The organism is Terrabacter sp. Soil811 (assembly GCF_001429655.1).
In the GTDB taxonomy this organism is placed as follows: domain Bacteria; phylum Actinomycetota; class Actinomycetes; order Actinomycetales; family Dermatophilaceae; genus Terrabacter.
Window position 1 is genome coordinate 600681 of sequence record NZ_LMSX01000001.1, and the last position, 12511, is coordinate 613191.

At 71.7% G+C, this 12511-nt stretch carries 8 protein-coding genes; 1 reads left to right on the plus strand and 7 read right to left on the minus strand.

What is annotated here, in order from left to right; translation table 11 throughout:
- Nucleotides 1-98 precede the first annotated feature (98 nt).
- On the minus strand, nt 99-5903 hold the full coding sequence (pulA, locus tag ASH01_RS02690) for a pullulanase-type alpha-1,6-glucosidase (RefSeq protein ID WP_056771027.1): 5805 nt from the start codon (nt 5901-5903) through the stop codon (nt 99-101).
- Between the two features lie 160 nt (nt 5904-6063).
- Entirely contained in the window at nt 6064-7050 is a 987-nt protein-coding gene (locus ASH01_RS02695) for a B12-binding domain-containing protein (protein ID WP_162263857.1), read from the minus strand.
- Nucleotides 7051-7337: 287 nt separating this feature from the next.
- On the opposite strand from ASH01_RS02695, the gene ASH01_RS02700 reads away from it, so the two are divergent.
- Complete coding sequence (locus ASH01_RS02700) at nt 7338-7619, plus strand: WhiB family transcriptional regulator (RefSeq protein WP_020143197.1); 282 nt, start codon at nt 7338-7340, stop codon at nt 7617-7619.
- An 8-nt stretch (nt 7620-7627) separates the two neighbouring features.
- Here the strand turns inward: ASH01_RS02700 and ASH01_RS02705 are convergent, their stop codons facing one another.
- The 5 genes from ASH01_RS02705 to ASH01_RS02725 form a co-directional block, all read right to left on the minus strand.
- Entirely contained in the window at nt 7628-8158 is a 531-nt protein-coding gene (locus tag ASH01_RS02705; RefSeq protein WP_056772612.1) for a YbaK/EbsC family protein, read from the minus strand.
- Nucleotides 8159-8326: 168 nt separating this feature from the next.
- Nucleotides 8327-9376, minus strand: a complete 1050-nt coding sequence (locus tag ASH01_RS02710) for a nitronate monooxygenase (RefSeq protein WP_056771032.1) — start codon at nt 9374-9376, stop codon at nt 8327-8329.
- A 73-nt stretch (nt 9377-9449) separates the two neighbouring features.
- Complete coding sequence (locus tag ASH01_RS02715) at nt 9450-11132, minus strand: ABC-F family ATP-binding cassette domain-containing protein (protein ID WP_020143200.1); 1683 nt, start codon at nt 11130-11132, stop codon at nt 9450-9452.
- Between the two features lie 65 nt (nt 11133-11197).
- Nucleotides 11198-11824 carry a hypothetical protein gene (locus ASH01_RS02720; protein WP_156415388.1) on the minus strand — a complete coding sequence of 209 codons (627 nt, stop codon included), beginning with the start codon at nt 11822-11824 and terminating at the stop codon, nt 11198-11200.
- A 16-nt stretch (nt 11825-11840) separates the two neighbouring features.
- Nucleotides 11841-12449, minus strand: coding sequence for a hypothetical protein (locus ASH01_RS02725; RefSeq protein ID WP_056771040.1), 609 nt, complete (start codon nt 12447-12449; stop codon nt 11841-11843).
- Between the last annotated feature and the right edge of the window lie 62 nt (nt 12450-12511).

The following is a 12511-nucleotide window of genomic DNA, read 5'->3' on the forward strand; positions in this document are numbered from 1 at the left end:
TCCAACCTATGCCCGGGCCCGGCCGGTCGGCAGGTCCCGCACCCATGACGAAGGCCGGCCCCCGCGTGGCGGGACCGGCCTTCGAAGACGCTGCGTGGTCAGTTCGGCTGGACGAAGACCGCGACCGTGCGGGCGGGCACCGAGAACGAGCTGCTGCCTGCGTCGTATGCCGCCTGCTTGACGACGCTGTCGGCGCCGTTCGCCTGGACCGGGCTCAGCGAGACCGCGCCGCTGAGGCCGGGGACCTTCTGGGTCACGGCGCCGGGGGTCGCGTTGAAGACGACGACCGCTCCGCGCAGCGCCGGGTCGACGTCGACTCCCTTCGTGTCGTCGATCCGCATGACGATGACACCCTGCTTCGCGTCGGCCGTGCCGGAGACCGGGAAGGTCACCTTGGCGTTGATGGCAGCCGCGTTGCCGAGACGGAACAGCTTGGTGCTGAAGCGAAGTCGCAGCAGGTCCTGCGCCATCGCGTCGGCGCTGCGCACATCGGCGGCGGACGGCTTGAGCGCCGGGTTGGCGAGCAGCGGCTTCATGAACGGCCACTTGGCGGAGTTCTGCTCCTGCGGCGGCAGGCCGTGGCCGAAGCCGTTGTCGGCGCCGGTCCAGTCGAGCCGGTTGAACCAGTCACCGCTGTCGTACGAGTCGCGGTTGAGCGACTTGCTGCGGAGCAGGTCGGCGCCGGCGTGCCAGAACGACGGCGTCTGCGCCAGAGCGGTCGTCGCGAGGGACAGGGTGTTCATCCGCACCCGGTCCTGCATCGACGTCGCGACCGGCAGCTTGTACGTCAGCGAGTCGAAGAGCGTCTCGTTGTCGTGGGCGTCGACGTAGCTGACGACCTCGTCGGGCTGGTCGGCGTAGCCGGCCGGGGACCCGTTGTAGTCGACCTGTGTGCCGTTGACGACCGTCCCGGTCTTCTGGCTGCGGAAGGTGAACGTCTTGAGGTTGCCGGCCAGCCCGAGCTGGACGAGGTCGGTGTCGCTGCCGAGGCGGGTGGCCGCGTCGGCGTTGATCGCGGCACCGTTCGGGTCGGTCGCCTCCCCGGAGCCGAAGCCCTGACGACGCGGGTCCTCGTCGAACGGTCCGCCTCCACGCACGCCGTCACGCAGGCGGTCGGAGAAGGTGCCGATGCCCGTGCCACCGAGCTGGCCCTGCGTCGCCTGCACGAAGAGCTTGTTGTCGGCGACCTCGCCGAAGTTCCAGCCCTCGCCGTAGAGGTAGATCGACCTGCCGTCGACGCCGTCCTTCGAGAGCGTCAGGGCGTCGAGGGCCGAGCGCACGGCGAGCATGTTGGCCTTGCTGTGGTGGCCCATGAGGTCGAAGCGGAAGCCGTCGACCCGGTAGTTGCGGGCCCACGACACCACGGAGTCGACCATGAGCTTCTGGCCCATGGCGTGCTCGGTGGCGACGTTCTGGCAGCACGTCGAGGTCTCGACGGCGCCACTCGCGTTCAGGCGGTGGTAGTAGCCGGGCACGACCTTGTCGAGCACGGACTTGTCGCCCTGGCCCGACTGGGCCGTGTGGTTGAAGACCTGGTCGAGCACGACCCGGAGGCCGTCCTGGTGCAGGGCTCCGACCATCGTGCGGAACTCGGCCACGCGGGTCCCGCCGTCCGCCGCAGCGGTGCTCGACGCGTACGAGCCGTCGGGAACGCTGTAGTGGTAGGGGTCGTAGCCCCAGTTGAAGGCGTCCTTGGCCGCGACGGCCCCGACGCACTTCTGCTGCTCCTCGCTGTCGGGCGCGTAGGAGGCGAGGTCGCACTGCGGCGTCTGCTGCTTGGCCTTGTCCTCCTCGATCGAGGCGATGTCGAAGCTCGGCAGCAGGTGCACGGTGTTGAGGCCGGCCTTGGCGAGCGCCTTGAGGTGCGCCCTGCCGTCACCGTCCGCGGCGAAGGCGAGGTAGCTGCCACGCAGGGCCGCCGGGACCTTGGCGTCCGACATGGAGTAGTCGCGGATGTGCAGCTCGTAGATCGTCGAGTCGACGTGCTGGGCGAGCTTCGGCGACGGGGTGCGGCTCCACATCGAGGGCATGAACGCCGGGCTCGTCAGGTCGACGGCGACGGACCGCGTGGAGTTCAGCGTCAGCGCCACCGAGCTCGGGTCGGTGACGATGTTGGTCTCGACCGTGCCCGTCGTCGGCGCCCACACCTTCACCTCGTAGAGGTAGCGGGCGTTGAGCGCCGTCGAGGTGCTGAGGCTCGTCGTCCACGCCCCGTCGGACGAGCGCGTCATCGTCGTGCGTCGGGCCGTGTCGACCGGACGGTCCGCCGAGCGGGCCGGCCAGGTGAGCAGGGTGACCTGCTGCGCCGTGGGGGCCCAGAGGCTGAACGTCGCGCGGCTGCGCGTGAAGCCGACACCGTAGCTGCGAGCGGCCGCCCTGGCGGCGTAGATCGCATCGAGGGCGATGGCCGTCTGCGCGCCCGTCGCGTCGAGCAGCTGGCCCGTGGAGGCGTACATCGCGACGGCGACCTGGCCCTTGAGGATCTCGGGCATCAGTGCGGCGGTCGTCTTGCCGAGACGCAGGGCCACGGCCCCCTTGAGCTCCGGGTGGGCGGCCACGAGCGAGGCGGGCAGCCCTGCCGGGTCGCGCGTCAGGCTCGCCACGGAGCCGCCGGTGACGGCCTCCGCGTCGACGGCGAGACCGCCGTCGGCCGACCAGTGCAGGCGCCAGTCGAGCGTCGCGGGGTCGGTGCCGGCCGGCAGCGCCGACGCGGGCCAGGCGACGAGGTCGGGACCCACGACGTAGGCCTTGGACTTCGTCAGGTCGGGCGCGGCGCCCGCCTTGGACGTCTTGACCGTGACCTCGTGCGTCGAGGTCTTGTAGGTGAAGGTGGTCAGCACGCCGTCGGCCGGGACCGAGAAGGCGACGTTGTTGGCCGGGTAGGCCTCGGTCCAGGACAGACCCACGGCGACCTTGAACTCGTACGAGCCCGCGGGGATCTGGTCGGTGGTGAAGACGTACGTGCCGTCACCGTCGGGGTCCTGCAGCCACGACCGCATGCAGTCGGGCGCCCAGTCTCCCGGGCAGCCGAGCTCGCTCTGGAAGCTGCCGGGAGCCGTGATGATCGGGCCCGTCGCGTCGTTGGTCACCCAGTGGGTGCGGTGGTCGTAGTAGAAGGCGACGGGCTTGCCGGCGGCCGTGTAGGCGATGTTGCCGCCGCCCTTGACCGCTCCGGCACCGTAGTTCTCGTCCCACGACTTGTCGATCGCGGCCTTGTACTCGTAGTCGCCGGCCGGGATGGCGTCGAAGGTGCCCTTCCAGATGTCGTCCTTGGCGTCGAGGGCGAGCTGCGCCGCCGCACAGTCGGGCTGCCAGTCGCCCGGGCAGCCCATCTCGGAGTTGTGGTTGCCGGGGACGCTGACGTTGTCGGGCTGGGTGACGGGGCCGACACCACCGCCGCCACCGCCGCCACCGCCGCCGGACGTCTCGGGCTCACCCACGATGCCGTAGGTGGAGGTCGCCGAGACGTGGCCGGCGATGTCCTTGGCCACGATGCGGTACTCGACGAGCGTTCCCTTGGCGAGGCCGGACACGTCGTGGAAGACGCGGTAGGGCGCGTTGTCGTCCGTTCCCAGCGGCGTCCAGGCGGCGGTGCCCACCGGGCGCTGGAGGAAGGAGACCTCCGCGAACGTGTTACCGGGCAGGGCGGCGCCGATCTCCGCACGACCACCCACGACACCACCCGCGCTGGGCGACGTCGGGTAGATCGCGGGAGCTGACTTCGGCTGCGCCATGGTCGAGTTCGCCCGATAGACCGCCACCGACAGTGGCGGGACGGTCACCGTGACGCGCCCGTCGGCCGCGGCGCGCAGGTCCGAGGTGGCGCCGAGGAGCGGCACGAGCTTCGAGCCGGCGGAGTAGGTCGAGAAGGTCGCGGTCTTCGCCGTCGTGGCGTTGTTGGCGACGACGACGTACTCGCGCTTGGCCGCCTTGTCGATGCGGCTGATCGCGTAGATGCCGGCCGCGTCCGAGGCGTAGCGGTGCACCTGCGCCCCGTCCGCGAGGGCCGGGTTGGCCGCGCGGAGGGTGGAGAGCGCCTTGATCTCCCGGTAGAGCGGTGCGGACGTGTCGTAGTGCGAGCCGGAGCCGGCGGGCTCGCTGCCCCCGACGACGACGTCGTCCTGGTAGATCGGCGTCCGGCTGGCGAACATGTCCTGGCGCGCACGCTTGTCGCCGAAGTCGCTCTTCGGACCGGTTAAGCCCTGCTCGTCGCCGTAGTAGACGACCGGGTTGCCGCGCGTCAGGAACATCAGGGACGTCGCGAGCCGGTCGCGGGCCAGCAGGTCGTCACCGGTGGCGCCGCCGGCGAGCAGCATCGCGCCGACGCGACCCATGTCGTGGTTGCCGAGGAACGTCGGCAGCTCGTACGCGTTCGAGTCCGTGTCGGTGTAGTAGTCGTCACCCGCGAAGAGGTCGCGGATGCCGGTGGTCGCCTTGCCCTGGGCGAAGCCGAGCGCCGCACCCTGAAAGCCGAAGTCGAGGGTCGCCGGCAGCGCACCCTTTGTCGTGAACTGGCTCGTGTAGGCGGGGTTGCCGTCGTAGACCTCGCCGAACATGAAGAAGTCGTCGTTGCCGATCGCCTTGGCATGGCTGAGGATCGCCGGCGAGAAGGCCTGCCAGAACCGCATGTTGACGTGCTTGACGGTGTCGATGCGGAAGCCGTCGACGCCGAAGTCGACCCAGGAGTTGTAGATGTCCTCCATGCCCGTGACGACCTTGGGGTTCTCGGTGAAGAGGTCGTCGAGACCGGAGAAGTCACCGTAGGTCGACGACTCGCCGGCATACGTGGAGTCACCGCGGTTGTGGTAGAGCGTCGTGTCGTTGAGCCACGCCGGGACCTTGACGTCCTTGTCGGCGTCGGCGACCTTCGGCACGTACGGGAAGGACGTGCCCGCCGTCATCTTCGGGAAGCAGTCCGGCACGGTGTCGCCGGCGCAGGCCGGCTTGCCGGCGACAGCGGCGTCGTCGAAGGCTTTGCCGCGGGCGTCCTCGTAGGGGCTCGTCTCCTTGTTGACGTAGGTGTAGGAGCCGCCCCCGTAGGAGATGACGTCGGCCGTGTGGTTGGTGATGATGTCGAAGTAGACCTTCATCCCCTTCGCGTGGGCGGCCGAGATGAGCGCCTTCATGTCGGCGTTCGTGCCCAGGTGCGGGTCGATCCGGGTGAAGTCGGTGATCCAGTAGCCGTGGTAGCCGGCGCTCGCGTCGGAGCCGCTGCCCTGCACGGGGCGGTTCTTGAACGACGGCGTGAGCCAGATCGCGGTCGTGCCGAGTCCCTTGATGTAGTCGAGCTTGCCGGTCAGGCCCTTGAGGTCACCACCGTGGTAGAACCCCTCGTTCGCCGGGTCGAAGCCGGTGGAGAGCGGTCCGCCTGTCAGGCCGCCCTGGTCGTTGGCCGTGTCGCCGTTGGCGAAGCGGTCGGCCATGACGAAGTAGAAGCGCTCCTTCGTCGCGAGCGAGCGCAGCGACGAGGCGGCCAGCTTCGTGTCGGCCTTCGTGGCGGCACCGGGCAGGTCGGTGGGGGCGATGCCGATGGCGTGGGTCGTGTCGTCGTAGGTGAAGCGCAACGTGGCCGGGCCGGCGAGGACGAGCGGCACGTTGCCGCCGCCCTGGCCGTAGCTCTCGTCCCACGAGTGGTTGATGGCCACCTTGAGCTCGTAGCTGCCCTTGGGCAGACGGAACTCGGCGGCATATGTCGTCGTGCCCGGCTCGAGCGCGAGGTCGGTGGCGCTGCAGTCCGGCGTCCAGTCGCCGCTGCAGCCGAGCTCGTCCTGCAGGGACCCGACGACCGTTGCGGTGCGCGGAGCGTCCGCCCGGGCGGTCGGTGCCCCGGCCAGCGGGACGGCGAGTCCCGCCATGACCAGGGCCGAGATGCTGGCGACGGACAGGGCCGGGCGACGGCGCATGCGCACTCCTTTGTGGGCTGGGTCGCTCACGCCCGCGTCTGGACGCTCGACCACCGGGGGAGAACTTAGCGCCCGAATCGGACACCACGCCAGACCTGGACTGCAAAATCTTGCACTCAGGCTCAGGATGTTGCGGTTTCTTGCGCCGAACGACAGCCGTTCAGCCCACCGAGGCACCCGGGCGCGGTACGAGGGCAGTCACGGCCGCGCCGAAGTCGGCGGCTCGCGTCACGGTCACCGGCCCCTCGGGCGCGGCGATCCCGTCGGGCCAGCCGGGCCCGCCGATGACGACCTCGAGCGGCCAGTCGATGATCTCGAGGTCGCGCCAGAACGGCTCGGCCTGCGGGCGCGCGAGCGAGGCCCAGAGGAAGACGGCCCGCGGCTGCGACTCACGCAGCGCCGACACGAGGGCGTCGGACGGCACGCGCGGGCCGAGGAAGAGGCTCGCCACCCCGTGGCACGCGAGCTCGGCCTCGAGCGCGAGCAGCGGGAGGTGGTGCTGCTCGTCGTCGGCGCTGGCCAGCACGACGGGCAGACCTGCGACCCGGAGCCGGTTGGCCCGCACGACCGCGCGCAGCTCGGACTGGAGCAGCTCGCTCGTCAGGTGCTCGGACTGCACCCCGAGCCGCCCCTCCTCCCAGAGGTCACCGACGCGGCGCAGCGCCGGCGCAAAGACCTCGACCCAGGCCCGACCGACGTCGCGGCGGCGCATGACCTGGCGGTAGAGCAGCGCCATGGTGCGGGGGTCGAGAGCCCGGGCCGCGCCCACGATGGCCTCGACGAGGTCGGTCGCATCCTGCTCGGAGCCCTCGACCTCACCCGCGCGCGCACCACCGACACCGGGCTCGCCGGGCTCGCCGGGCTCGCCGGGCAGGCGACCCAGCCCGTCCCCCTCGCCCGGGGCTGCGGACCCGCGGTCCCCGTCGAGACGTTCGGCGATCGCCCCAGAGTCCATCGCCAGCACCGAGTCCGCGGCGCTCTGCGCGGGCACCCCCTGGGCGGTCAGGCGGGACATCAGCAGCACGCGCCGGATGTCGAGCTCGGTGTACCGGCGGTGGTTGCCCCGGGTCCTCAGGCTCGGTCCGATGCCGTGGCGGCGATCCCAGGACCGGAGCGTCGGCGCGGCGATGGCGAGTCGCTCGGACACGACTCCCACGGGCCAGCCCAGATCGGGCGCCCGCTCCCCCGGCTCGGGGTGGTCAGGCTCCGTCTGGCCAGGCTCCCTCGAGGCTGCCGACTGCGGGTTCATGTCGATCATCACCGTTTCACGTTGGTCACCCGCGTCGGGCGGAGCGGTCCGAGATTCCCGTCATGGACCGCTCCAGCGCCGATCGGGCTCCCCAGATCATAAACTTATGCAGACCTCTTGTGCAATGCATAAGTTCTGCGTAGGTTCTGCATCAGATCGCTCGACCGGACCCGACGGAGGAAGCCATGACGATCACTCGCCTTCCGCGCCCCACCTACTCCTCGTACGAGTGGCAGGAGCAGGGTCGTTGCCGCACCAAGGCCGTCGAGCAGTTCTTCGCCGACGACCAGGAGCTCGACCAGCGCGAGCGCCGCGAGCAGACCGAGGCCGCCCGCATGGTGTGCGCCTCGTGCCCCGTCCGTGAGCGGTGCCTCGACCATGCGCTCCGGGTTCCCGAGACCTTCGGCATCTGGGGCGGCACGACGCCGACCGAGCGCGCCCAGATGCTCTGGGACGTCGCCGGCTGACCGAGCCGTCAGCGCACGGCGAGGGCGATGACCTGCGCCGTCGGCAGTCCGGCGAGGGACGCCCCGTCGAGCAGCAGCTTCGCGCCGCGGACGCCGGCGCCGATGACGACCGGACCTGCCGCGACGACGGCTTCGTCGACGAGCACCGGCCAGCCCGCCGGCAGCCCGACCGGCGTGATGCCACCCTGCTGCATCCCGGTCAGCTCCTGGGCCTTCGCCTGGTCGGCGAAGGAGATCTTGCGGGCGCCGAGGTGCTTGCGCACGACGCGGTTGATGTCGGCCCGGTCGGTCGCGAGCACCATGACGGCCGCGAGGGTCGTGTCGTCACCGCGGCGTGCCTCGACGACGACGCAGTTGGCCGACGCCTCGGGTGCGACGTCGTAGGCCTCGCAGAAGGCCGCCGTGTCGGCGAGCGTGGCGTCGATCGGGGCGACCCGGACCCCCGGCACGTGCTCGAGTGCCGCCGCGACGGGCGGGGCGAGCAGGTCGGGGCGCTCGGAGGCGGCCACCCACGTCAGGTTTCCTTCGGCGCTCGGCATGGCCCGAGCGTATGCCGCCCGCTCCCGCACCGCCCAGAGGGCTCGTATGCCGTCGGCCCGCCCGACGGCATACGGTCTGCGCTCAACTGCACGAACGTGCGGCAGTCAACCGCCGCGGCCGGTCCCTCGCAACGCGAAACCGGCGCTCTCACGCGGCCGACGCCCGGGTCAGTGCGAGAGCAGGGCGACGACCGTGGCCGCGGGCACCGGCCGCGCCGACCTCCAGCCCGAGCCGGCCCACAGGGCGAGCAGGTCCGAGCGCTCCGCCCGTGCCGACGCGCGCCGCAACGGCACCGTGAGGTGGTGGACCTCCGGGTAGGCGGCCGGGGCGTGGCCGTCGTGCCGACGCAGGAACTCGGTCTCGAGACCGCGGGCGAGGCGGCCCGAGTAGGCCCGGGTCACGGCGGTGCGCTCGTAGGAAGGGTCGGCGAGCGCGCGGCGGTAGGCGAGGCCGGTCCCGGCCTCAGGAGTGAGGAGCAGGGCGGTCCCGACCTGGACGGCGTCAGCCCCGGCGGCCCGCACCTGCGCGGCTCGCTCCGGGGTCGCGATCCCGCCGCCGGCGACGATCGGCACGTCCGTCTGCGACCGCACGGCGGCGACGAGGTCCAGCAGGTCGGACGCCGACGGCTCCTTGGCCGGATCGAGGGTGCCACGGTGTCCGCCGCCCTCCGGTCCCTGGAGACAGAGCCCGTCGACGCCGGCACCGAGGGCCGCTGCCGCCTCGTCGACGTCGGTGACCGTGGCGACGGTCTCGATGCCGGCACGGCGCAGCTCACCGAGCACCGCCGTGCTCGGCAGCCCGAACGTGAAGGACACCAAGGGAACTCGCTCCCGCACGACGAGGTCGAGCTTGCGTTCCCAGTCGTCGTCGTCGCCGGGCCTCGGCTCACCGGGCTCCACGCCGACGGACCGCGCGTCGTCGCCCAGCGTCTCGCGGTAGGCGGCCACTGCGTCCGCGCGCTCGGCGCCGGTCAGCTCGCCCGGCCCGACGGCATACGCGTTCGCCTGGGCGGGCACGAAGAGGTTGACGCCGAAGGGGCGCGAGCTCGCGTCCCACACCTCGGCGATCGCCGAGGCGAGCTGAGGTGCGGTGAGGTATCCGGCAGCGAGGAAGCCCAGACCACCGGCCTCGCCGACCGCGGCGACGAGCTCGGGAGAGGTCGGGCCTCCCGCCATCGGGGCGCCGACGACACCGGTCTCGAGCGTTCGCAGCAGCATGCCCCGACGCTACTCCGCTCCCCCGCCCCGGGCACCGGGCCGTGCGGCCGACGTGTGCGGAGTGTGGGCGGGGTCACCGCGGCCGGACGACCCGCCCCTCGTCCCACACCGGCTCGGTCGACTCGTAGACGCGGCCGTCGGCGCCGAAGACGAGGAAGCGGTCGAAGCCGCGCGCGAACCACCGGTCGTGGGTCACGGCCACGACGGTCCCCTCGAAGCGGTCGAGCCCCTCCTCGAGCGCCTCGGCCGACTGGAGGTCGAGGTTGTCGGTGGGCTCGTCGAGCAGCAGCATCGTCGCGCCCGAGAGCTCGAGCAGCAGGATCTGGAAGCGGGCCTGCTGCCCGCCCGACAGCGACTCGAACTTCTGCTCGCCCGAGCGCGCCAGCTCGTAGCGGTCGAGCGCGCGGGCGGCCTGCTCGCGCGGGCGCCCCTCGCGGTGCTCGTCACCCCGGTGCAGGATCTCGAGCAGCGTGCGTCCCATGAGCGAGGGGTGCTCGTGCGTCTGCGCGAACCATCCCGGACGCACGCGCGACCCCAGCCGCACGACGCCGGAGTGATCCACGGGCACCGGCCGCACGTCGCCGACGGGCTGGTGCTCGCGCTCGGGGTCGGTGCCACCGCACGCGAGCAGCCGCAGGAAGTGCGACTTGCCCGAGCCGTTGCTGCCGAGGATCGCGACGCGCTCGCCGTACCAGACCTCGAGGTCGAAGGGCTTCATCAGGCCGGTCAGCTCGAGCCCCGTCGCGACGATGGCCCGCTTGGCCGTGCGACCCCCGGTGAGGCGCATCTTGACCGACTGCGTCATCGGCGTCTCCTCGGGCGGCCCGGCCTGCTCGAACTTCGCGAGGCGGGTCTGCGCGGCCTGGTAGCGCGAGGCCATGCCGTCGTTGAACTTGGCCTTGACCTTGAGCGTCTGCACGAGGGTCTTGAGCTTGACGTGCTCCTCGTCCCAGCGGCGGCGCAGCTCCTCGAGGCGGTCGTTGCGGTCGGTGCGGGCCTGGGCGTAGGTCGCGAAACGGCCGGGGTGCACCCAGAGGGTGGCGCCGGCGGCTCCGGGCTCGAGCGTCGCGACGCGGGTGGCGACCCGGTCGAGCAGCTCGCGGTCGTGGCTGATGAAGAGCACCGTCTTGGGCGAGGCGACGAGCGCCTCCTCGAGCCAGCGCTTCGTCGGCACGTCGAGGTAGTTGTCGGGCTCGTCGAGGAGCAGCACCTCCTCGGGTCCGCGCAGCAGCGCCTCGAGCACGAGCCGCTTCTGCTCACCGCCGGAGAGCGTCGTGACCGTGCGCCACTGCGCCTGCTCGTACGGGATGCCGAGGGCCGCGACGGTGCACTGGTCCCAGAGCGTCTCCTGCTCGTAGCCACCCGCCTCGCCCCACTCGACGAGCGCGTGGGCATAGGCCATCTGGTCGTCCTCGGAGTCGCGCTCCATCATGAGCAGCTCGCTGCGGTCGATCTCCTCGGCGGCGGCGCGGATGCGGTCGGGCGCCACCGAGACGAGCAGGTCGCGCACGGTCGTGTCGTCGCGCACCTTGCCGATGAACTGGCGCATGACGCCCAGACCGCCCGAGCGCGTCACCGCGCCCTCGTGGGCCGCGATGTCGCCGGCGATGATCCGCGTCAGCGTCGTCTTCCCGGTCCCGTTGGGGCCGATGAGCGCGACCTTGGCGCCCTCCCCGACCCGCACGGAGACGTCGTTGAGCAGCGGCCTGCCGTCAGGCAGGCTGAACGAGACGGAGTTGACGTCGACATGGCCCACGAGGGTCAAGCCTGACGTATGCCGTGTGGCCGCGTCACCCGGTTAAGCATCCGGTCGCGCACGCGTCACCCCCACGCCCAGGAGTCGAGCACGGCGCGGTAGACGTCGAGCGCCTCCGGGTGGGCAGGGTCGTAGGTGAGCCGGATCGCGAAGGCCTGCTCCGTGTAGGCGACGACGTAGTAGACGTGGCGCACCTGCTCCGACTGGTCGACGACGATGCCCATCGCCCGGTAGCCGGCGATCTCACGCTCGGGGGCCGCCATGGGCGTCAGGCCCTTGGCCTCGAAGCCCTGACGGATCCCGTCGACGACCTCGGCCAGCGAGTGCGAGCCCACCTTGATCGGCCGCTCGACCGCGATGAAGGCCGGCACGCCGTCGTCGTCGGGCTGCACGAGGGTGTCCGGCGGCGGGTCGAGGTCGCGCTCGGCCCGGCTCCACCCGGCGGGCTGGAGGTAGCTGTAGTCCACGCCGCGGACACGGTCCTCGGTCATCGCCACGGGGCCGACCGCGGTGGGGAGCGGCTCGATGCGGTGGCCGCCGCTGTCGGTCGTCGGCGCCGCGGACGTCGGCAGGTGGACGACGCCGACGTCGGTCGGCGTCGGCGCCACCGGGGCGGGGTCGGCGGAGCAGCCGGCGAGGCACGGGGCCACGACCAGGGCGATCGCCGGAAGCAGTGCCGCCGACGTCCTCACGCGAGACGCCATGGGGCTACGTCCACGCCCAGGTCGAGAGGAGCTCGTCGAACTCGGCCATCGCGTGCGTCGCGTCGGCCTGGGAGGAGCTGAGGGTGAGCAGGTAGATGCGGCCGCCGCGCGACACGCCGTAGGAGCGGGCGAGCACCTTGATGCCCTGCTGTTCGAAGGTCGTCGTGAAGCCGGCGGCCGCGGAGCCGGACACGCTCTTGCCGGGGGCCGAGGACACGGTGCGTCCGGCGGCCCCGAGCTGCTGGCGCCCCTTGGCCAGCTCGTCGTCGAGGACCGACTGGTCGCCGGCGGCCGAGGTGACCACGAGGTTGTTGGCGAAGGCACCGACCTTCTTGGACGAGAGGAGCACGAGGTCGATGTCGGCCACGCCGGTGGCCTTGTCGGTCGCCTCGGTCCACCCCTCCGGAGGCACCACGGTGAAGGCACCCGAGCGGCCCCGGACCTCGTCGCCACCTGCCGTCGTGGCCGAGCCGGTCGCCGTGGACGTCGCACCCGACGCGGAGGCGGGGCTGCTCGCCGGCGGCGAGGCGGTGGTGTCCTTCGAGCAACCCGTGAGCACCAGGGCGCAGGTGAGGACTCCCACCGAGACGACACGGGTCGGGCGGGCCTTCATGCGGACGATCCAACCACAGGTCGCTGGTGGCCGCCGGTCCGGTCTCGGGCCTGAGACACCGC

Bases quoted from the DNA above. Each gene is read 5' to 3' on its own strand.
- pulA (WP_056771027.1), bottom strand. From the start codon at position 5,903: ATGCGCCGTCGCCCGGCCCTGTCCGTCGCCAGCATCTCGGCCCTGGTC.
- ASH01_RS02700 (WP_020143197.1), top strand. From the start codon at position 7,338: ATGACGATCACTCGCCTTCCGCGCCCCACCTACTCCTCGTACGAGTGG.
- ASH01_RS02705 (WP_056772612.1), bottom strand. From the start codon at position 8,158: ATGCCGAGCGCCGAAGGAAACCTGACGTGGGTGGCCGCCTCCGAGCGC.
- ASH01_RS02710 (WP_056771032.1), bottom strand. From the start codon at position 9,376: ATGCTGCTGCGAACGCTCGAGACCGGTGTCGTCGGCGCCCCGATGGCG.
- ASH01_RS02725 (WP_056771040.1), bottom strand. From the start codon at position 12,449: ATGAAGGCCCGCCCGACCCGTGTCGTCTCGGTGGGAGTCCTCACCTGC.